This window comes from Granulicella sp. S156 (assembly GCF_009766105.1).
In the GTDB taxonomy this organism is placed as follows: domain Bacteria; phylum Acidobacteriota; class Terriglobia; order Terriglobales; family Acidobacteriaceae; genus Granulicella.
The window spans coordinates 76,358-97,509 of the sequence record NZ_LMUH01000025.1; the positions used below are offsets into that span (position 1 = coordinate 76,358).

Consider the following 21,152-nt stretch of genomic DNA (forward strand, 5'->3'; position numbering starts at 1 on the left):
TGCTCGATCACTGCCGCACTGACGCGCGGCTTTGCCGCCCCACAGAGGTTCAGTACCGGCCCGGCACCAGGAACAGCTCGCCACGCGTCGACAACGCCCTCGCTCGCCTCGTGTTCGTCTCCCGCTCCAATCACTGCAAGGCCGTAACCAGGCCACTCCGCCGCCAGCTTTGACAGCAACTGTTGCCAACGGACTGTTCCCTCAGCTCCACCGCCCCACTGGTTCGACTGAGCCTTCGTCCCCAGGCTGAACGCGAAGAATGGCGCCCCGCCAAACGGTTCCACGAGCTGCTTGCCAGCCTGCCGCTCTTCTTCTGTCAGTCCCGGAGCCCAGTTCGCCGGGTCGTCCACTCCTGCATCGCCGAGTTCAGCAACGCATCGCGCCAGCCGTCTTCCTTCCTGCTCAAACCAGGGAACCCCGTCGCGTGTTCCTTCGCTGCGGCTGCGTTGCAGATCTTCGGTCAACGGCAGACCGATCTGCCGTCGTATACCGCACAGCCGAAAGAATATCCGGTCACGCCGCGCTGCTTTTTCTCCTCGTGCTCCGGCTAGATACACCAGAACATCCGGCTTCCAGCGACGGATCGTCCAAGCCAGCCGCAGTAGCGCCAATGGCCCGCGCTCGCCTACGACATAGGTGAGATAACCATCGACCAGCCCGCTGTTCTCCAGTACAGCCGTCGCAGCAGCGGCTTTGTTCATCACGGGGATGTTGGTGAGCAGCTTGCGTTCGGCCTCGGGAAACGCTCGCTGGACAAGCCGGTAGCAAGGAAGCGCCACCAGATGGTCGCCCAGGCTGCCGAGACGATACAGCAGCACGCGCTTCACTTTCGCAGAGGACATGTTGTCAGTGTCGCCTCCGGCTAGCCCTCGCGCAAGCGCTCGAACTTCTGGATAACGACCGGCAGGGTTGTCCACAGGATTCTTCGCAACCTTTTGCGTCAGCTTTTGTTCTTCACCTGTATGCCTCACGCAACCCTGAGTTTGGCCCTGCATCCCACACCGAGTACCATGCGAGAAGCAACCACCATGATTGATGCCTTCCACATCGCACTGCTCCAGGACCAGGCCACCGCCCACTGGCATGATTCCTCTGCGGCACTGCAGGCGCCCCGCGACGCCTTTGACAAGCTCATTCTCGAACAGCACCGCGCCAACTTCGACCTCTGGCACCGGGAGGACGCGGCCCGCGATCCCATGGCCGCCGACCAGGCCATCGCTGCCGTGAAGCGGGCGATCGACAAACTCAACCAGCGGCGCAACGACCTGGTAGAGCGCATCGACCTGGCGCTGCTGGAAGTGGCATCCCAGCAACCCGTCGAGGCCCCGTTGCACTCTGAAACACCAGGACTGATGATCGACCGCCTCTCCATTCTCGCGCTCAAGGTCTTCCACACCGAGGAAGAGACACGCCGCGAAGATGCGAGTGTCGAACACCACCAAAGGAACCGGGAACGGCTCACTCTGTTGACCGAACAGCGGAACGACCTCTCCGCCTGTCTCGCCGAACTTTGGACCGAAGTGCTGGCCGGCAAACGCCGCTTCAAACTCTACCGCCAGTTAAAGATGTATAACGATCCTGCGCTTAATCCGGTGCTCTACGGCAAGCCAACCGTGGAGAGCGGTTGAGGCTTTACATAGCCCCATTTGACCAGCAGGACCCTTCACCCGTATAAAACCGAGAAGACTTCAACAACGAAACCCTCGCTTTATAGGGCCATCAATAACAATTTAGGTTTCATTGCAGAGAACACCATGTCCACGAAGTCGGGAAAAACCATCACCACCTCCGCGAATCACAATGCCCCCACGGCCGACGCCATCCACGGCGCCAAACGGACGCCACGCACCCTTGCCGGCCACGTCCAGGCTGACGACACCGCGGCGCGCAAGCAGACGCTCGCTCTGTACGAGACAGCCCTGAAGCTCATGCAGGCTGGCAAGTACGAGAAGGCCCACTCCGCCTTCACGCAGATGCTCGAAACCGCGCCACACGACTTTGCCGACCGCATCCGCATGTACATCGCGGCCTGCCTCAGCCACGTCAGCAAAGGCACGACCAGCTTCGAGACCCACGAAGAGCGCTATGACTATGCGATCTCACTGCTGAACCAGGGCCACTACGAAGATGCACGCGCGCACTTCGAGCAGATTCTACTCAAGGAAAAAGCCGCGGATTACGCCTTCTATGGTCTCGCCCTGCTAGCCAGCATCACCGGCGACACGCAGACCTGCATCGATCACCTCAGTGAAGCGATCCGCCTGAACGCGCAAAACCGCTTCCAGGCCCGCTCTGACTCCGACTTCGACGGCGTCGCCGAAGACCCACGCTTTACCGAGTTGCTTTATCCGGAAGCCTAGCAGAGGGGTTCAGAACGACGCGTCTGAATAGGCTCCTCTACGAGAGAACCTCTTCCTGGGTAGAGGAGCCTATCCTGCCCGGAAGATGATCCCATCCCTGCACAGGCCGCGGCCAACTAGACTGTGAAGTGAAGCATGCCGGCCACTGACCCCAAACATCTCCGCGTCGTTGCCATCGGTGGCGGCACAGGTCTTTCAACCCTGTTGCGTGGATTGAAGCGTTACGTCCCTGCGCCGGGCCCCCAACCACTGGTTGACACAGCCCCTACCACCATTCCCTGCTTCATCCGCGAGCTCTCCGCCATCGTCACCGTTACCGATGACGGCGGGTCGTCGGGCCGCCTGCGTGAAGACCTCAACATGCTTCCGCCTGGCGACGTCCGAAACTGCATGGTCGCGCTCTCCGAGGACGAACATCTGCTCTCGCGGCTCTTCCAGCATCGCTTCGCCAGCGGCGACCTGGAAGGCCACAGCTTCGGCAACCTCTTCCTCGCGGCGCTCACAGGCATCACTGGCGATTTCGCGCAGGCCGTGCAGACCAGTTCGCAGATTCTCGCCACACGTGGCCGGATCTATCCTTCGACCACCGCCAATGCCACGCTCAGCGCGCAGATGGACGACGGCTCCATCGTTCGCGGCGAAACCAATATCACCGCCAGCAAGCGTTCCATCGTGGAGTTGATGCTCGAGCCCGCCGATGCCGGCCCCCTGCCGGAGTCGCTCGAGGCCATCGCCAATGCCGACCTCATCACCCTCGGCCCAGGTTCGCTCTATACGTCGTTGATTACCAATCTCCTGGTGAGCGGAATCCCCGAGGCTCTCGCCGCCAGCAAAGCCACACGCGTCTACATCTGCAACCTGATGACACAGGCCAACGAATCGCTGGGCTTGACCGCCTCGCAACACATCGAAAAAATCCTCGACCACGCCGGAGCGCAGATCTTCGACTACGCGCTCGTGAACACAGCGCCGCTACGCCCGGAGACGATTGCCCAGTATGCTCGCGAAGGCCAGACCCCTATAGAGACCGATCTGGATCGCATTCGATCACTGGGCGTCGAGCCCATCACTGGCAACTTCGCGCATGAAGGCGAGGTGCTTCGGCATAGCTACGAGTATGTGGCGGAGACGGTACTTGAGCTGGCACTCAAACGCTAGCTAAGGCGATTCTGGATCGGGTGCAAATGACATAGAGTTACGCTAGTCCGTTAGCGGCTGTGTCAGCTTTTCTATCATTCACGCGAGCCGCATTGAGGTATAAGATATTTATTTTCATCAACTTATTTCGATTTTAGAAATCTAAACTTCAGCATTCTACTCCGAAACCCAGGTCTTGCGCAGGGCTGGTATAGCCGCGCTCCTTCAGGACTTACCTGCACGCCAAGCTGTGTTGTGTCGCCTAAAGCGGTTCTTCACTTGCCAAGGGTGTGCGCTACTCTTTCTTTATGGAGACTCCCACCCTCGAAGGCCGGAACGTCCGCCTCGAACCCCTTACGCTCGACCATCTGCCGGGTCTTGAGGCCATAGCGTTCGATCCCAGCATCTGGCGGTACATGATTTACTCCATCCAAACTCCGGAGGACCTCCGCGCCTGGGTCGACGCTGCGCTGGACCAGCAGTCTGAAGGGACGGCTCTTCCCTGGGTGACGGTGGAGAAGGGTCGTGATGGAGAGCCGGACAGACTTGTCGGCGCCACTCGTTTCCTCGATCTCAATCTCACGCACCGAACCACTGAGCTTGGAAATACCTGGCTTGTGAATCGGGTACGCGGGACCCGCGTCAACCCCGAAGCCAAGCTCCTTCAGCTCAGCTATGCCTTCGAGACGCTCGAACTGCAGCGCGTCAGCTTCAAGACCCATGACTGCAACCAGCGCTCCAAGTCCGCCATCCGCGCGATTGGCGGCGTCTACGAGGGTCTCTTTCGCAACCACCTCATCATGCCCGACGGCTCCAGTCGTGACAGTGCGTGGTACAGCATCATTGGCAAAGAGTGGCCCGAGGTAAAAGACACGCTGACCCGCCGCCTCAACGCTCCGATCTAAACGCGTAATTCCGATGTGCGCGCTTCGCGTCTAAACCGCCGCAGCGATCGCCACCAATTGTGGCTTCTCTTCTGCCACGGTGCGTTTCAACTGCCCGCACGCGGCGTAGATGTCGCGCCCGCGTGGCCTGCGGATGTACGTTGCGATACCACCGTTGATCAGCATCTTCTGAAATACCGCGACATCCTCCGGGCTGGGCTGGTGATAGTCGATTCCCGGTCCCGGATTCCAGACAATCAGGTTCACCTTCGCGCGCATGCCGTCGAGTAGAGCCAGCACCTCGCGGGCGTGCTCGGGCTGGTCGTTTACGCCGCCCAGCAGTACATACTCGAATGTGACCCACTCACGCGTGCGTAGCGGAATCTTCTGCACGGCTTCCAAGAGCGCGGCGATGTTCCACTTGCGCGTGATCGGCATGACGCGCTCGCGCACTATGTCGTTGCTGGCGTTCAGACTAAGCGCCAGTTTCGGCCGCAGAGTTTCTTTGGCGAAGGCCTCGATCCCCGGCAGAATTCCCGAGGTCGATACCGTCATCCGCGACTCCGGAATCCCGATGCCTTCGGCCAGCACACGAACCGACTGCATGAACTGCTCGTAGTTCAGGAAGGGCTCGCCCATCCCCATGAACACGAGGTTGATACGGTCCTTGCCGATCTGAATCTTGTGGCGATTGAGCACCGCCGCGACCTGCCCGGCGATCTCCCCTGCGGTCAGGTTGCGCTTAATGCCAAGCTTCGCCGTCAGACAGAACTGGCAGTTGACGGCACAACCTACCTGGCTCGAGATACAGATTGTCGCGCGGCGAAAGCCTTGCTCCGCGAGGGTGCCAAAGTTCGACCGGTCGCGCCCGTTACCCCGCCGCGACCAGTAACCACCGCTCACAGCGTCCTCGGCACCCACCACCTCTGAGGATTCCTCTTCGGCGGCCTCGCTCCCGTCTCCACGTTCGCCGCCATCGCCATCCGGCATCCAGACCGTCTCTACCGTCTCGCCGTCGGCCATGCGCATCAGGTAGCGCTCGGTACCGTCGACCGAGGTGGCTGTCTGCGCGATCTCCGGCAGCTCCACGCGCCAGCCCTCGGCGATCAGCCGGTCGCGGAACTCATGAGGCAGTGTCGTGATGTCTTCCACCGAACCGACCCGCTGCTTGTACAGCGCCTCAAACACCTGCCGCGCGCGATACGGCTTCTGCCCGAGGCCAGCCATCAGCTCGGTCAACTCCGGCAGCGTTCTTCCAAAAAGCGCGTGCATGTCCATGTTTTTAGTTTACTGGCTAATGTTTTTACTACTGGCGACTATTCGGCCCCGTCGGTGCGGATTTTGGGGTGAGTGGAGGAAAAACCTTGACGCAACGAACGCCACGGTTCGCAATGGAACGCGACGGTAGTAGTGCTAGATCCGGACAAGAACCATCAGGTCCAGCAGGAAAAGCAGCGGTATCTACCGTGACGTCCTTTTGTTGTCTACGGTTACCACCTCGCCACCAAGATATACTCTGCCATGCGTTTATTCGCCTTGGCCGCTCTCACTCTCCTCCTCCTTCCGTGCACCGCCCAAGCCACCGACCTCGCCCTCACGAACGCCACGGTCTACACGCAGCCTGACCGCCCGCCGCTCCACGACGCCACCATTCTCATCCACGACACGCGTATCGTAGCAGTCGGCCCCACCAAATCCACGAAACTCCCCACGACTGCCAGGATCATCGACTGCACGGGTCTCACCATCACGGCGGGCTTCTGGAATAGCCACGTCCACTTCCTTCCCCCACAACTTCTCCACGCCGACCACCAACCGCCCGCCGTTCTCAATGCCCAGCTCCAAACCATGTTCACCCGCTGGGGCTTCACCACCGTCTTCGACGTCGCTTCTCCGCTCTCCAATACAAGCAACATCCGCTCACAAATCGAAGCTGGCAAACTCCTCGGCCCGCACGTTCTGACCGTCGGAGATCCCTTCTGGGTCAAGACCCCCGTCTACGTTCAGCGTTATCTCGCCGAATACAACATCACCATGCCAGAGGCCCACTCCATCCCCGAAGCCGTCGCCCGCGTTGACCGTCAAATCCAAGATGGAGCCGACGGCATCAAGATCTTCGCGGGCTCCATCGAGGCCGACCACGTCGAGCTCATGCCCCTGGATCTCGCCCGCGCCATCGTCGCCGAAGCCCATCGCCACAACAAGCTCGTCTTCTCCCACCCCTCCACCATCAAGGGCGTCGAGCTCTCCCTCGACGCCGGGGTCGACATCCTCGCCCACGTCACCACCGACGAAGCCGGCGAAAGCGGAACCACCTGGCCTCCTGAGCTCGTCGCGCGTATGAAAGCCGCCCACATGAGCCTCGTACCGACGCTCACCCTCTTCGATGTTGAACTGCAAAAAGGCAAAGCCTCGCCTGAAGTCACCCAGCAGGTCATCGCGCTCGCCGTCAGCCAGCTTTACGCCTACGCCTCAGCCGGCGGCCAAATCCTCTTCGGCACGGACATCGGCTACATCGACCATTACGACACCGCAGAAGAGTTCCAACTCATGTCCCGCGCCGGCATGACCTTCCCTCAGGTCCTCGCCTCGCTCACCACCAACCCCGCACAACGCTTCGGATACGCCTCCCGCAGCGGCCGCATCACCCCGGGATTCGACGCTGATCTCGTCATCCTCAAGTCCGATCCCGCCACCGACGTCACCGCGCTCTCCCACGTCGCTTACACCATCCGCAACGGACAGATCATCTTCAATAGCCAATCGCCCGCAACGCAAAATTCCTCCCAGCAACCGCAGTAGTAGCACGGCCACATGAAAATCAAAGGCAAAAGACGAGCGCAAAACACCTTTTCATCCGGTTCACTGGACAAGCATCTGCAAAATACAGAGGTTTCTCCACTCCCGCTGGTCGGTCGAAATGACAGGCTTTGGGGGTAGGTTTGTAAGTACAATAGGGTTGATGCCAGTTTCTATCCCGGTCGCGGAGAATGCGACCCTCACCACCGCCCCGACGTATACCCGCGATATCCGCAAGACGACCCTTCCCAACGGCCTGCTCGTGCTGACCGAGCGCATGCCGCACTTCCGCTCCGTCTCCATGGGTGTCTGGATCGACAGCGGATCGCGTGACGAGTCTCCCGAAGTCAATGGCATCGCCCACTTTATCGAGCACATGGTGTTCAAGGGCACGACCACGCGCTCTGCCCAGCAGTTGGCCCGCGAGGTCGACTCCATCGGCGGCAACCTCGACGCCTTTACCGGCAAAGAGACTGTCTGCTTCAACATCAAGGTCCTGGACGAGAATGTGCCCGCCGCGCTCGACCTGCTTACTGACCTCGTGCTCCATCCGACCTTCGCGCCCGACGACCTGGCCCGCGAACAGGGCGTGATTCTCGAAGAGATCAAGATGGACGAGGACAACCCCGACTATCTCGTCCACGAGCTCTTCACCCAGAACTTCTGGAAGGGCGATGCGCTGGGCCGTCCTATCCTGGGAACGACGAAGACAGTATCGAGCTTCGACCAGCAGATCGTCTTCAACGAGTACGCTCGCCGGTTCACACCGCCGAACATGGTGTTTTCCGCAGCGGGCAATCTGGACCATGATGATTTCGTGGCCCAGGTAGCGCAGGCCTTTAGTTCGCTCTCGGCCAGCTCCAGCTCCAAGATCGCTCGTTCGACAGCCCCGCGGACCTTCCCCCACATCACGCTGAAGAACAAGAAGTCCCTGGAACAGGTACAGTTCTGCCTCGCCGTGCCCTCCCTGGAGGTCGCGCACCCCGATCGCTTCGCCGTGCATCTGCTGAACTCGATCCTCGGAGGAGGCATGAGTTCCCGGCTCTTTCAGTCCATCCGCGAAGAGCGTGGACTGGCCTATTCGATCTACTCCGAGACGAATCCCTTCCGCGATACGGGCTCGCTGGCGGTCTATGCCGGATGTGCCGTCGATAAGACTCGCGAGGTGCTCGACCTTACTCTCGCCGAGTTCTCCCGCATGAAGACTGACCTGGTTAGCGAGGAAGAGCTCAAGAGAGTGAAAGATCAGTCCAAAGGCAATCTGGTGCTGGGACTCGAAAGCTCATCAAGCCGCATGTCGAACCTGGCTCGGCAGCAGATGTACTTCGGTCAATTTTTCTCAGTCGATGACCTTACCACCGAGATCGACCAGGTCAAGCGAGAAGACATCCAGCGGCTGGCGCAAGAGCTTCTGCAGTCGGACGGCATGGCGCTCACGCTGCTTGGCAATCTGGGTGGCCTGAAGATCGAGCGTAGCGATCTAGCCTGCTAATTTGCCGGCTGGTAAAAGAAAATCTTTAACGCAGAGGTCGCAGAGGTTTTGACGCAAAGCGCAGCACAAACATTTATGGCGCGCTTTGCGTCTGCAGAGGTTTCGCGGAGGGCGCAGTGATAAATGCTATTCGTACCGATCTCCGCAAAACGTCTGCGGCCTCTGCGCTAAAAAAGCGATCTCCGGGTGTGGCCACACCCTTCCACCACCTGAAACGTCTATACTCTGAAACGGACAAACTGTACGCGAATCTACCGCGACATTTCGAGGAAGTGATGAATACCCAGACCTGCTGCAAGACCCGCCGTACCTCCAGAGAATCCGGCTTCACCCTTATCGAACTGCTGATCGTGATGTCTATCATCCTCATTCTAGCGACATTCGCTATTCCAGGCATGCAAAAGGCCATCATCAAGGCGAATGAGTCCTCCGCCATCCAGTCGGTGCGCATGCTGAACTCTATGGAGGCTGAGTACAACTCCGCCTACCCGCAGCACGGCTTTGCCTGCTCGCTGGCATCCCTGGGCGGAAAGGCCGGTTCCGGACCGCCGACCGCGGAAGCCGCTCAATTGATCAACGAAGACCTCGCCAGCGGCTCTAAGTCCGGCTACACGTTCAGCATCACCTGCGGCGCTAAAACGACGATCAACAATGTCGACCAGGTCAACGGCTACCAGGTCAATGCCGTGCCCAACTCCGTGGGACACTCCGGAAACCGCAGCTTCTGCGCCGACGAGAACGCCCAGATCCGCTTCGATCCCAAGGGCGGCACGAACTGCACAGACCTGCTGCAGTAAGCTCCTCTTCTCCAGCTACAAAGGCCGCCTCAAATGGGCGGCCTTTGTTTACTATAGTTCGTTATTCTGGGTTGTCCTGGAGTCTGCTTCTCCCTCGTATCCGCAAAGAATGCCCATGAAGATTGCTGTGAGTCAGCGCAAGAAGGAATCCGGTTTCAATTTAACCGAACTGTTGGTCGTCATAGCCGTCATTCTGGTCATCATGACGATTGGCTTGCCGGCCTTGCAGCAGAACACCAAACACGCCAACGAGACCTCGGCCATATCGTTGCTGCGCGATCTCAACTATTACGAAGCCGCTTACAACGCGGCCTATCCGACGCACGGTTTTGCCTGTTCTTTCAAAGCGTTGGGTGGCACGCCAGGGGTGGGAGCGCCAACCGTTGAGGCAGCGCAGTTGATGCCCGAAGATTTGTCTACCGGGAAGAAATCCGGCTACACCTTCTCCTTCTCAGACTGCAAGAAGACGACGATCAACGATCGCGACCAGTACAGCAGCTATCAGATCACGGCGATGCCCGACAAAGCTGGTTATCGAGGCTTCTGCTCGGACGAGGGTGGGCATATCCGGTTCGATCCCAAGGGTGGGAGCAATTGCACAGAGTTGCTGCGATAGATCTCCGAATGTGACGTTTCAATAGGTTGAGGAAGTACAGCATGTCCCTTTGGCCTTTGCAGCGATACAAGCATCCGCAAAATACAGGGGTTTCTAGACGCAAAGCGCGCCACAAACATTTGCATCACGCTCTGCATCAAGGGGTTTCTTCGCTTCCGCTGGTCGGTCGAAATGACAGATGTTGTGGCGGGTTCCCTTGCTCGGCGTTTCCAGAAGCAGCGTCTTGACTGTAAACTACCTAAAATGAATATTTTGGCAAGAAAAATTCAACTCAAAACCGGCGGCAAACTCCTCTTGTTTGCGCTCGCCTTGCTTGCATTCAGGGCCTCTGTGTTCGCGCAGGCGCCCACGGCGGCCTCGCTCGCGAAGCAGGTGGATGCGCACTACAACCGGTTGCAATCGCTGCAGGCACGCTATACCGAACGCTATCAGGGCATGGGGCTGGATCGTACCGAGACCGGAAGCCTGACGCTTCGTAAACCCGGACGCATGCGCTGGGCCTATGACACCCCCGCCGGCAAGCTCTTTATTCTCGATGGCAAGGACGCGATCTCCTACACCCCTGGGGATGCGCAGGCACAGCGCATCCCGGAGAAGAAGCTGGACGATCTGCGGTCGCCACTGCGCTTTCTGCTCGGACACACTGAGCTCGCAAAGGAACTCGATGGGTTGAGCCTGACCGTCGTGAACGGCGGCTATACGCTCTCCGGCACCCCTAAAGGCATGCAGCAGCGCGTCCATTCCCTCGCCCTTACAGTGGATGCAGCCGGGGCGATCCGCGCGATGCGTATCGAGGAGACGGACGGTGCAGTCACGACCTTCAACTTCACCGACATGCACGAGAACATTCCGACCCGTGACGGCGACTTCATCTTCACACCGCCGCCGGGCGTTGCGATCGTCGACGGGGCTGCACCGATCTAGTATCGGTTTCACGGATCATGCACAGCGGAGATCTGCAACATGCAGGTCTCTCCACTACGGCGGCAAAAAACGCCGCCTCCGGTCGAGATGACAAGGTATGGGGATAGTCAAAAAAAGACCACCTCACACTATCGGTAAAGGTGCTCTCATGCAGATGCACCAGGCTTTTCCCAAAGAAACCAGTACTCGTTGAGCCTTTCGTGGTTACACGAACATATGATCGGCTCTAAACTATCCACCTTCACTCGGTGTACCGTACTTTCATGCAGCTTCGTTCTCTCGCCGCACTCCTGGCTCTGGCTCTACCTGCAGCCGCACAGTCCGCATTGCACCTCGTTCCGATGCCGCGCGAGGTTGTGCCCAAGCCTGATCACGCACTGACTAGCGGTGTGACGGTCAACTGCTCCAGCTGCGATGCGGAGGACAGCTTTGCGGCTAATGACCTGCAGCAGACGCTTGCGGCACGTGGCGTTCCCAGTGGCAGTGGGCTGCGTATCGTGCTGCAACGCCTTGCGCAGCATCCGGATGCGAGTTTTACGGATGCGATGAAGCCGGAGGGCTACACCATCGTCTCCACGCCCGGGACGATTACGCTCACCGGAGCTACTGCATCGGGAGTCTTCTATGCCGCGCAGACGGTAAAGCAGATGATCGAGCCTGCCGGTGAAGGACAGTTCGTCCTGCACGCGGCCAATATTCGGGATTACCCCGCGATGAGGTATCGCGGCCTGCATGACGATCTCTCGCGCGGCCCGGTCGATACGCTGGAGTTCCAGAAGAAGCTCGTCCGCACGCTCGCGGCGTACAAGGCTAACCTCTACTCGCCATACTTCGAGCACACGCAGCAATATGCTTCCAATCCCCTGCCCGCACCGCCGGGAGGCAGCATCAGCGCCGAGGACGCACGCGAGCTGGTGGCCTATGCGAGGCAGTATCACGTGATGGTTGTGCCCGAGCAGGAGGCGTTTGGGCATCTGCATCACAACCTTCTCTACGACGAGTATCAGCAGCTTGCCGAGACGCCTCATGGCGCAGTCCTTGCACCCGGCCAGCCCGGCTCGCTCAAGGTGATCTCGCAGATGTTCGGCGAGCTCGCACAGATGTATCCAGCACCCTTTCTGCACGTCGGCGCGGACGAGACCGTTGATCTCGGACTTGGCCAGACCAAGGCCGCCGTCGATGCGCAGGGCCTGGGCAAGGTGTACCTCGACTTTATGCAGCAGATCGATACGACGCTGCGACCGTTGAATCGACGCCTACTCTTCTGGGGCGACATTGCGCAGGACTCGCCTGACCTGCTCAAGGCGATGTCCCCGCAGTTCAAGCGCGACACGATTGCCATTGGCTGGCAGTACAACCCCAACCCGGCGGGCTTCTCAAAGTATCTGAGGCCCTATGCGGACGCTGGCTTTGAGACCTGGGTGGCACCCGGCATCAACAACTGGTCGCGCGTGTATCCCAACTACAACTACGGACTGCAGAACATTCAACAGTTCACGCGCGACGGCCAGCGTGCCGGCTCTACCGGCCAGCTCAACACGCTTTGGAACGACGATGGCGAAACGCTGGCCTCGAACAACTGGTACGGCATTCTGTTTGGCGCAGCAGCAGCGTGGCAGCAGGGTGAAAGTTCGATTCCGCAGTTCGAAGAGAACTATGGGCAGGTCTTCCACGGCGATATCACCGGCAAACTCAACCAGGCGCAGCTCGAAATCATGGCCGCGCACGAACTGCTGAAGACAGAGTTTAAGGTCAGCGATGGTTCGGACCTGCTCTTCTGGAGCGATCCTTGGGCCAAAGATCAGCAGCAGAATGCGGCGAAGCTTCGACCCTACCTGCACGAGCTTCGTTTGCATGCGGAGAAAGCGCTCGACCTGATTGCACAGGCCCGCGCCGCAGCCCCTGCACCCGCTACGCCTACGGTCTATAGTCCGACGAATCAGTTTCCGTCCAACCCCACCACCCTGCGCGAGACTGACGCGATCGACGCAATGGAACTCGGCGCTCGCCGCCTCGACTTTATCGGACTGAAGTTTCAGCTCGCCGATGAGATCACCGTAGCCTATGCCCGGGCGCAGGCCACAGCGGCTTCAAGCGAGCGGAAACCTCATCCCTCGGTCAGCGCGCTGCTCTCTGAGATCAACAGCGTCAACGGGCGGATTCAGGACATCAAGGACGGCTACTCACTGCTACGCGATCTCCACGCACAGCTCTGGCTGCGCACGAACCGGCCCTACGCGCTGCGGCCTGTGCTGGAGCACTACGATTACACCGTTGCCCTCTGGCTCTCACGCATGGATAAGATGCGTAGCGTGCAGCGTCAGTGGGAAAGTACAAGAACCTTGCCCAGCGCAGCTGATGCGGGCATTCCACAACCGCCCCTGGGATCGACAAACTGACATGGCCACTACGACACTTACCGCTCGCTACCTCATCACCGACATCGGTTCCATCGAGTTCCCTGTCATCACCCTTTCCAGCGATGGAACGATCACGGACATCAGCTCCGACCCTCGTGCGCTGGCGAACGAGCGGGACACGCTCACTGCTGCGTTCTTCGACATCCACACGCATGGCGCCATGGGACATGACGTGATGCAGTCCTCGCCCGCAGAGCTCGGCGAGATGCAGCGCTTTCTTGCAACGCGTGGCGTGGCGCACTATCTGCCAACGACCGTCACAGCATCGGTGGATGCCACACTCAGTGCGCTGGAAGCGCTGGCCAACGCTATCGAGGCTGAGCCGCGCGACGGTGAAGCGCAGCCGGTTGGCATCCATCTCGAAGGACCGTTTCTTTCGCACGCCAAGCGTGGGGTGCATCCTCCGAACGACCTGCAGCCGCCTAGCATAACGCTCTTCGACCGCTTCCAGAGTGCGGCCCGTGGACACATTGCGCTGATGACGATTGCGCCGGAGCTTCCTGGCGCGGTGGGCCTCATCGCTCACGCGCATCGCCAGGGCGTAAAGCTCTCGCTCGGCCACACCAATGCAACCGCCGCCGATGCCATTGCGGGGATTGGAGCCGGGGCTAACAGTGCGACGCATACCTTCAATGCCATGCGGCCGCTCGACCATCGCGAGCCCGGCATTCTTGGAACGGTGCTCGATCCCAGGCCCGATCATGCTCCGCTCTTCGCTGAACTTATCTGCGACGGCGTTCACGTTGCGCCACCGCTGGTACGGCTGTGGCTCAAGGCAAAGGGGCTGGATCTCGCCATTCTGGTGACGGATGCGATGTCTGCCGCAGGCATGCCCGATGGCGACTACACGCTCGGCCACTTTGCCGTGAAGGTTGCCCATGGCCGCGCCCTGCTGGCAGAAGATCTGGCCGCCGGCAAAGAGACGCTGGCCGGTTCGGTGCTGACGATGGATCGAGCTGTCGCGAATCTGCAGCGGTACACCAATGCCCCGCTGGGCGATGCTGCGAGGCTCGCCTCCCACAACCCTGCGGCGATGCTAGGCAGGCCGGAGCTGACGCGGCTTGCTCCCGGATCGCTCGCCAACCTCAATCGCTTTGACGCGAAGAATAACCTGGTCGCTACGTATGTTCGAGGTCGGGCCATTTAGTCTGGATCATCGCAAGCACACAGGAGAAAACAGTTGCCGAACGAGATTGCCGCACTTGCGTTACTCGAGATACCGACTCGACTCAGGGCCTTCGATCTAACGCTGGTAGCGATCTATCTTGTAGGCATTACGCTCTTCGGCCTGCGCTTTCGCGGCAAATCCGGCGGCGCCAAAGCAGACCGCTCGCTCAAGAGCTACTTCCTCGCCAACAATACGATTCCCTGGTGGGCCATCGCGCTGTCCATTGTGTCGGCCGAGACCTCAACCCTGACCATCATCTCCATTCCCGGCGTTGCCTTCGCGGGGGACTTCGGCTTTCTGCAGGTTGTGATCGGCTATATGCTCGGGCGCATTGTGGTGGCCGCGCTGTTTCTGCCGCGCTACTTCGCGGGTGAGATGCTTACTGCCTATCAGCTCATCGATCAGCGATTCGGCACTGTGCTGCACAAGGTGACTGCCGGATTGTTCTTGCTGACGCGTGCCGCCGCAGAGGGCGTGCGTGTCTTCGCGGTGTCTATCGTCGTCGGCATCGCGATTGGGACGCGCGATGTGCTGTCTATCGGGATTATCTCTGCGCTGACTTTGCTCTACACCTTTGAAGGCGGCATGGCTGCAGTTATCTGGACCGATGTTGTGCAGATGGCAATCTACGTCGGCGGAACGCTTGTTGCGCTGCTCACACTGGGCTCGCATGTAACGGGAGGCTGGAGCCAGATTCACACAGTGGCGGCCGCTGCTGGCAAGTTCCACATGCTCGACTTCAGCATGAACCTTACGAAGACCTATACCTTCTGGGCCGGGGTGCTGGGCGGAACGTTCCTCACGATGGCCTCACATGGGACGGACCAGTTGATGGTGCAGCGCATGCTGGCTGCGCGTAATCTGCGCGAGTCGCGGCTGGCGATCCTTAGCTCCGGCGTTGTGATCTTCGTGCAGTTCGCCTTCTTCCTGCTCATTGGCGTGGGATTGTATGTGTTCTATGGCCAGCACCCTGCGAGCTTTGCCAGCGCCGACCGCATCTTCCCAACATTTATCGTGCGCGAGATGCCGATTGGCATCGCAGGCCTGCTGGTTGCGGCGATTCTTGCGGCGGCGATGTCGAACCTCTCAGCCGCGCTCAATTCCCTGTCGTCGACAACGGTCGTCGATTTCTACATGCACCTGCGACCGCAGGCTGATGACCGCGAACGGACGATCGTCTCGAAGTCTTCAACGCTTTTGTGGGCGCTTGTGCTCTTTGCGATTGCGGTCTACTCCGTGGGCGTGGGCGGGAAAGGCCATGTGGTCGAGATTGGGCTCTCCATCGCGTCGGTTGCTTATGGATGCCTGCTGGGTGTATTTCTGCTGGGCACGCTCACGAAGTTCGCGACAGAGATTGGCGCGACCATTGGTATGGTTTGCGGCTTCGTGCTGAATCTTTGGCTGTGGCAAGGAGTGTTCCCCGTGCATCTCGGACCCATTACGGTTCCACACGTAGCGTGGACCTGGTACGTGTTGATCGGCGCAGTAGCGACGTTCGCCATCGGCTCGCTCGTGAGCCTGGTCTTCGCGAAGCAATCTGCACGAAGGCCTGCAGTGGCCCTTCTCCTGCTCCTGTCTTTCCTGTTGTCCTTCCGAGGTGCAGCAGCACAAACGCAAGTCATACCTGCGCCAGACTTCTCTCCCGTCTCCACACTCATCAACGGTGCCATCGCCGCACATAAGCTCCCCGGCGCGGTAGTGGTCATCGGCCATGGCGGTCATATCGCCTTCGAGCAAGCCTATGGGGCCCGCAAGCTCGCGGGAGAACCCGGCCTCGATGGCACACCTGCGCCTGCCGAGCCGATGACAGAGGACACGATCTTCGATATGGCCTCGCTCAGCAAGTGTCTCTCTACGGCGACAGCCGTGATGCAGCTTTACGAGCAAGGCAAGCTGCAGTTCGATGACCCTATTCAGAAGTACTTGCCCGACTTCAATGCCACTCACGATGCAGAGCGCGCGCAGGTGACGATCCGCATGCTGCTCACGCATACTTCAGGGGAAGCTGCTGACGTGAACCAGAAGGATGTCTGGGGACTCGCTGCGCCGGATAAGGCTGAGGGCTTCCATCGCGCGCTGACGACGACGCTGCAATCCGCTCCGGGTGCGGTGTTTCGCTACTCGGACATCAACTTCATCCTGCTCGGTGATCTGGTAGAAACGCTTAGCGGCGAATCGCTCGACATCTACGCGTTGGAGCACATCTACAAACCGCTGGGCATGACGGAGACGCGTTATCTGCCGCTCGCGAAGGCTTGCGGCCCACATCAGGTGGCTGGTTCGGCTATTGTGTGGCAACGACCACCGGTGGGACATATGCTGTTTGCCTGTCCACAAGGAACATGGAGCACCTCGTTGCTGCCACGCATCGCTCCCACTGCGCACGACGATGAAGGCAAGTCCGATCCTGCAACCAACCCCGACTTCGATCGTCTGCTGCGCGGCACGGTGCATGACCCAAGCACACGCCGTATGGGTGGCGTTGCGGGCCATGCCGGTGTCTTCTCGACGGCACACGATGTCTCGCTCTTCGCGCAGGCATTACTGGACCGCCTCGCCGGGCGTCCCAGCAACTTTCCGCTGAAGCAATCGACGCTCGAACTGATGACCACGCCCGAGCAACCGGGTCATAGGGCGAATGACCTTAGCGATTCGAACGCCGCGCAGGAGAAGGCTAAGGAAGTGCGATCAGGCAGCTCCTACGACCCGCTTCTGGCACCCAGCTATCCCGCGATTTCATCGCGAAGTCTGCGCGGCTTTGGGTGGGACATCGATACAGCGTTCTCTAAACCGCGCGGCGACGTGTTCCCTATCGGCAGCTTTGGCCACACCGGCTTCACCGGCACTTCTCTCTGGATGGACCCAGGCTCCGATACTTATGTGATCCTGCTGGCCAATGCGATTCACCCGCGCGGGAATCCACCGATCTCGAATCTGCGGGGCGACGTTGCGAGCGCCGCTGCAATCGCGCTCCATCTCTACGGCGACATCCCATCCGGTGATCTTCGTACAGAGAGTGATAACGCTCATACTCTTACCGGAATCGACTCCCTCGAACAGCAGCACTTCGTACCCCTCGCCGAAGCCGCTGCTCGCCACAACCATCGCCTCAACCTCGGACTGCTCACCAATCAAACGGGCCTGGACGCACACGGTCGCCGCACCATCGACATTCTCGCGAACGAGCTTCCTAAAGCTGTCTCATCGGCCAAGCTGACCACGCTCTTCTCGCCGGAGCATGGCATCTTCGGCAGGCAGGATACGACTGCCATCGCCGCAGAGACCGATCCCACAACCGGACTGCACGTTACGAGCCTCTACGGTGCGAAGGATGCCGACCGCCGGCCCTCGCACGAGCAATTGAAGGACCTCGATGCGCTCGTCATCGATCTGCAGGATGCAGGAGTTCGCTTCTATACCTATGAGGCTGTCACGGGATACTTCCTCGAAGCGGCGGCGCGTGAGAAGAACGAGTTCCATCACGATCTGGAGATCATCGTGCTCGATCGCCCCAGCCTCATCGGCGGTGAGCAGGTGCAGGGGCCAGTCTCGGATGCAGGGCTTGAGAGCTACACGGATTACATGCCGCTGCCTGTGCGCCACGGGCTGACGCTGGGTGAACTCGCACAGTACATCAACGGCGAAGCCACCTCCACACTCGCTCATAGCGATGCGCTCTTCGCCAGCACTGAGCCCCCGAATGGCCCGCGCGCTACACACACGCCGTCGAGGCCATTCAGCAAAGGACTCGGCGCGCATCTTACCGTGATCCCGATACAGCACTGGTCGCGCGCCGAGTACTTCGGCAACACAGGCCTTGCGTGGGTTAATCCCAGCCCCAACCTGCGCAGCCTGACCGCCGCGACCTTCTACCCTGGAATCGGGCTGCTGGAGACGACAAACGTCTCTGTGGGACGTGGGACTGCGACGCCCTTTGAACTCTTCGGTGCGGGCGTGCCTGCGAAGGATACTAAGACCGGTGTACAGAAGCCCGTCTGGTTCAATGCCGCTGATGTTGCCGCGGCTCTCAACGCGCGACATATCGTCGGCGCCACGTTTGCGGCGACCACAGCCAATGTTGCTGAGGACTCCAACCACTACCCCTTCCACGGCCAGACCATCGAAGTTGTGCGTATTACTCTTACGGATCGCAAAGCGCTCGATGCACCGGAGATGGGTGTTGAGATTCTAAGCGTCCTGCATCGTCTGTATCCAGAGCAGTTTCAGGTCGAGAAGGCCATGCGTCTTGTGGTCAATCGCGCCACCATGGATGCGCTGGAGCGCGGAGAAGATCCGCGTGCTATCGCCGGAGACTGGAAGCATTCGCTGGATGCCTTCGTGGCGCGGCGGGCGGCTTACCTGCTCTATCCGTAGAACAAGCAACGGCAAAAGCTTTGACGCGACGGGCGCAGCGGTTCGCAACGATGCGCGGCGGATTTTGCCTTTAGGAAGCACAAAGAAAGCGCTTGGCTGCTGGGAAATCAGATAGGATGCTGGCAGTCCCTTATGTCCGCGAATACACGCTCTACAGATATTTGAGTCGGGCCGAATGAGAGTATGCACTCGAAATCGAAGGAGACATTCATGCACGTTATCGTTCTTGCACTCCTGATCGGTGTCATCGCTGGACTCCGCGCCTTTACCGCGCCTACCGCCGTAAGCTGGGCTGCACGGCTAGGCCTCCTTCCACTCGTGGGAACGCATTTGGCCTTTCTCGGCAATATCGTCACGGTCGGGATACTTACCGCCCTTGCCTTGTTTGAATTGGTGAACGACAAGCTGCCCAAGACTCCCAGCCGCAAAATTCCAGCGCAGTTCATCCCCCGCGTTCTCTTCGGCGCCTTTGCCGGAGCGGCCATCGGTCTGGGTATCGGCTCGGTCTGGGTTGGCCTGGTCTGCGGTGCTGTTGGCGCGGTCATCGGAACGCTGGGTGGTTCGGCCGTTCGTGGCGCACTGGGATCTGCCTTTGGCAAAGACCTCCCGGCGGCATTGCTGGAGGACATCGTCGCTATCGTTGGCAGCTATCTGATCGTGACGCACATCTAACTGGAAGCTAGACTAGAAACCGCAGGAAGTAGAATACGATGCCAACGTTCGACGCCATCATCATCGGAGCCGGTCAAGCCGGTCCCTCGCTTGCCAACCGGCTCACACAGGCGGGAATGACCGTAGCTTATGTCGAGCGCAAGCTCTTTGGCGGGACCTGCGTCAACACAGGCTGCACGCCGACAAAGGCGATGGTTGCCAGCGCGTACGCAGCCCACATTGCCCGTCGCGCCGCCGAGTATGGCGTAACCCTCAGCGGACCTATCGCGATCGACATGAAGGCCGTCATCGCGCGGCGCGAGGCCATCGTCGCGAAGTCGCGCAATGGGGTCGAGGGCTGGCTGCGCAACAACTCGCAGTGCACAGTCTTCACCGGCACAGCGAGCTTCGAATCGCCGTATACCGTGCGGGTCGGCAAAGATCTTCTCGAAGCGAAGCAGATCTTCCTTAATGTTGGGGGGCGTGCCTCGGTGCCCGAGTTTCCCGGCGTTCACGATGTTCCCTTCCTCACCAACACCAGCCTGCTTGCTCTGGAGATATTGCCGAAGCATCTCGTCATCGTCGGCGGCAGTTATATCGGCATCGAGTTCGGCCAGATGTATCGGCGCTTCGGCAGCGAAGTCACGATCATAGAGAAGGGCTCGCGCCTCTTACAGCACGAAGATGAGGATGTCTCCGCGGCCGTTCTCGACATACTTAAAGGCGAAGGCATTCAGATCCGGCTGAACGCCGAGTGCATCAGCCTGGCACCGCATGCCGAGGGTGTCAGCGTGGGAGTCCAGTGCGACAGCGACGATCCTGCCACGATCGGGTCGCACGTGCTGCTCGCGGTGGGGCGTACTCCAAACACCCAGGATCTCGGACTCGAACGCGCAGGCGTCAAAACTGACGAACGTGGCTACATCGTCGTCGACGATCAGCTTCGCACCAACGTCGAAGGCATCTATGCGATGGGCGACTGCAATGGCAAGGGAGCTTTCACGCATACAGCCTATAACGACTATGAGATCGTCGCCGCGAACCTGCTCGACAACGATCCGAGACGTGTCAGCGATCGCATCCTTTGTTACGCGATGTACATGGACCCACCCCTGGCGCGCATCGGTATGACCGAAGCCGAGGTGCGCAAAAGCGGCAAGCCTGCCCTTATCGGCACACGGCCGATGACACGCGTGAACCGTGCCGTCGAAAAAGGCGAGAGCCTCGGCTTTATGAAGGTGCTGGTCGATGCGGAGAGCAAGAAGATCCTCGGCGCGTCGCTACTGGGTGTAGGCTGCGATGAGGCGATTCACTGCCTGCTCGACACTATGTATGCCAAGGCTCCTTACACGACGGTGCAGCGCGCGGTGCATATCCATCCCACGGTGTCGGAGTTGATTCCAACGTTGCTGGGAGATTTGAAGCCGCTTGTTTGAAGGGTGCAGTCCGCGTAGATACGTATCTTTATGAGCCCGCTCAAAGTCTGTCATTTCGACCGACCAACGGGAGTGGAGAAACCCCTGTATTTTG

General features: G+C 59.7%; 16 protein-coding genes. 14 read left to right on the forward strand and 2 right to left on the reverse strand.

Features of this window, described 5'->3' with window-relative positions:
- On the reverse strand, window positions 1-842 hold an 842-nt coding region (locus GSQ91_RS19170), incomplete at its 3' end, for a glycosyltransferase family 9 protein (RefSeq protein WP_158823374.1).
- 168 nt (window positions 843-1,010) lie between these two features.
- On the opposite strand from GSQ91_RS19170, the gene GSQ91_RS19175 reads away from it, so the two are divergent.
- The 4 genes from GSQ91_RS19175 to GSQ91_RS19190 all read left to right on the forward strand — a co-directional run bounded on the left by GSQ91_RS19175 (window position 1,011) and on the right by GSQ91_RS19190 (window position 4,402).
- On the forward strand, window positions 1,011-1,628 hold the full coding sequence (locus GSQ91_RS19175) for a DUF4254 domain-containing protein (protein ID WP_254064712.1): 618 nt from the start codon (window positions 1,011-1,013) through the stop codon (window positions 1,626-1,628).
- Window positions 1,629-1,754: 126 nt separating this feature from the next.
- Window positions 1,755-2,360, forward strand: a complete 606-nt coding sequence (locus tag GSQ91_RS19180; RefSeq protein ID WP_254064714.1) for a lipopolysaccharide assembly protein LapB — start codon at window positions 1,755-1,757, stop codon at window positions 2,358-2,360.
- 135 nt (window positions 2,361-2,495) lie between these two features.
- The gene (gene yvcK, locus GSQ91_RS19185) at window positions 2,496-3,518 is read left to right on the forward strand and encodes a gluconeogenesis factor YvcK family protein (protein ID WP_158823376.1); all 1,023 of its coding nucleotides are present in this window, start codon (window positions 2,496-2,498) and stop codon (window positions 3,516-3,518) included.
- Between the two features lie 287 nt (window positions 3,519-3,805).
- Window positions 3,806-4,402 (forward strand): GNAT family N-acetyltransferase, encoded by a 597-nt coding sequence (locus GSQ91_RS19190; protein WP_158823377.1) that lies wholly within the window; start codon window positions 3,806-3,808, stop codon window positions 4,400-4,402.
- A gap of 30 nt (window positions 4,403-4,432) precedes the next feature.
- On the opposite strand, the gene rlmN is transcribed toward GSQ91_RS19190, so the two are convergent.
- Complete coding sequence (rlmN, locus tag GSQ91_RS19195; RefSeq protein WP_158823378.1) at window positions 4,433-5,653, reverse strand: 23S rRNA (adenine(2503)-C(2))-methyltransferase RlmN; 1,221 nt, start codon at window positions 5,651-5,653, stop codon at window positions 4,433-4,435.
- 249 nt (window positions 5,654-5,902) lie between these two features.
- Here rlmN and GSQ91_RS19200 point away from each other — a divergent pair, with 249 nt between their 5' ends.
- The 10 genes from GSQ91_RS19200 (at window position 5,903) to GSQ91_RS19245 (ending at window position 21,058) form a co-directional block, all read left to right on the forward strand.
- Entirely contained in the window at window positions 5,903-7,183 is a 1,281-nt protein-coding gene (locus tag GSQ91_RS19200; protein WP_158823379.1) for an amidohydrolase family protein, read from the forward strand.
- Window positions 7,184-7,343: 160 nt separating this feature from the next.
- Complete coding sequence (locus tag GSQ91_RS19205) at window positions 7,344-8,672, forward strand: pitrilysin family protein (RefSeq protein WP_158823380.1); 1,329 nt, start codon at window positions 7,344-7,346, stop codon at window positions 8,670-8,672.
- A gap of 275 nt (window positions 8,673-8,947) precedes the next feature.
- Window positions 8,948-9,469, forward strand: coding sequence for a type IV pilin protein (locus GSQ91_RS19210; protein ID WP_158823381.1), 522 nt, complete (start codon window positions 8,948-8,950; stop codon window positions 9,467-9,469).
- Between the two features lie 115 nt (window positions 9,470-9,584).
- Window positions 9,585-10,085, forward strand: coding sequence for a type II secretion system protein (locus tag GSQ91_RS19215; RefSeq protein WP_158823382.1), 501 nt, complete (start codon window positions 9,585-9,587; stop codon window positions 10,083-10,085).
- 252 nt (window positions 10,086-10,337) lie between these two features.
- Window positions 10,338-11,009 (forward strand): outer membrane lipoprotein carrier protein LolA, encoded by a 672-nt coding sequence (locus GSQ91_RS19220; protein ID WP_254064715.1) that lies wholly within the window; start codon window positions 10,338-10,340, stop codon window positions 11,007-11,009.
- A gap of 263 nt (window positions 11,010-11,272) precedes the next feature.
- Window positions 11,273-13,408 (forward strand): beta-N-acetylhexosaminidase, encoded by a 2,136-nt coding sequence (locus tag GSQ91_RS19225; RefSeq protein ID WP_158823384.1) that lies wholly within the window; start codon window positions 11,273-11,275, stop codon window positions 13,406-13,408.
- A gap of 1 nt (window position 13,409) precedes the next feature.
- Window positions 13,410-14,576, forward strand: coding sequence for an N-acetylglucosamine-6-phosphate deacetylase (gene nagA / locus GSQ91_RS19230; protein WP_158823385.1), 1,167 nt, complete (start codon window positions 13,410-13,412; stop codon window positions 14,574-14,576).
- Window positions 14,577-14,609: 33 nt separating this feature from the next.
- Window positions 14,610-18,971 (forward strand): sodium/solute symporter, encoded by a 4,362-nt coding sequence (locus GSQ91_RS19235; RefSeq protein ID WP_158823386.1) that lies wholly within the window; start codon window positions 14,610-14,612, stop codon window positions 18,969-18,971.
- 210 nt (window positions 18,972-19,181) lie between these two features.
- Window positions 19,182-19,643 carry a DUF4126 family protein gene (locus tag GSQ91_RS19240; RefSeq protein WP_158823387.1) on the forward strand — a complete coding sequence of 154 codons (462 nt, stop codon included), beginning with the start codon at window positions 19,182-19,184 and terminating at the stop codon, window positions 19,641-19,643.
- A gap of 38 nt (window positions 19,644-19,681) precedes the next feature.
- A complete protein-coding gene (locus tag GSQ91_RS19245; protein ID WP_158823388.1) occupies window positions 19,682-21,058 on the forward strand; it encodes an FAD-containing oxidoreductase in 1,377 nt (458 codons plus the stop codon).
- Window positions 21,059-21,152 lie beyond the last annotated feature (94 nt).

What these genes read in the sequence shown, in the direction of transcription:
- GSQ91_RS19175 (WP_254064712.1), top strand. Translation starts at nt 1,011, where the DNA reads ATGCGAGAAGCAACCACCATGATTGATGCCTTCCACATCGCACTGCTC.
- GSQ91_RS19180 (WP_254064714.1), top strand. Translation starts at nt 1,755, where the DNA reads ATGTCCACGAAGTCGGGAAAAACCATCACCACCTCCGCGAATCACAAT.
- yvcK (WP_158823376.1), top strand. Translation starts at nt 2,496, where the DNA reads ATGCCGGCCACTGACCCCAAACATCTCCGCGTCGTTGCCATCGGTGGC.
- GSQ91_RS19190 (WP_158823377.1), top strand. Translation starts at nt 3,806, where the DNA reads ATGGAGACTCCCACCCTCGAAGGCCGGAACGTCCGCCTCGAACCCCTT.
- rlmN (WP_158823378.1), bottom strand. Translation starts at nt 5,653, where the DNA reads ATGCACGCGCTTTTTGGAAGAACGCTGCCGGAGTTGACCGAGCTGATG.
- GSQ91_RS19200 (WP_158823379.1), top strand. Translation starts at nt 5,903, where the DNA reads ATGCGTTTATTCGCCTTGGCCGCTCTCACTCTCCTCCTCCTTCCGTGC.
- GSQ91_RS19205 (WP_158823380.1), top strand. Translation starts at nt 7,344, where the DNA reads ATGCCAGTTTCTATCCCGGTCGCGGAGAATGCGACCCTCACCACCGCC.
- GSQ91_RS19210 (WP_158823381.1), top strand. Translation starts at nt 8,948, where the DNA reads ATGAATACCCAGACCTGCTGCAAGACCCGCCGTACCTCCAGAGAATCC.
- GSQ91_RS19215 (WP_158823382.1), top strand. Translation starts at nt 9,585, where the DNA reads ATGAAGATTGCTGTGAGTCAGCGCAAGAAGGAATCCGGTTTCAATTTA.
- GSQ91_RS19225 (WP_158823384.1), top strand. Translation starts at nt 11,273, where the DNA reads ATGCAGCTTCGTTCTCTCGCCGCACTCCTGGCTCTGGCTCTACCTGCA.
- nagA (WP_158823385.1), top strand. Translation starts at nt 13,410, where the DNA reads ATGGCCACTACGACACTTACCGCTCGCTACCTCATCACCGACATCGGT.
- GSQ91_RS19240 (WP_158823387.1), top strand. Translation starts at nt 19,182, where the DNA reads ATGCACGTTATCGTTCTTGCACTCCTGATCGGTGTCATCGCTGGACTC.
- GSQ91_RS19245 (WP_158823388.1), top strand. Translation starts at nt 19,682, where the DNA reads ATGCCAACGTTCGACGCCATCATCATCGGAGCCGGTCAAGCCGGTCCC.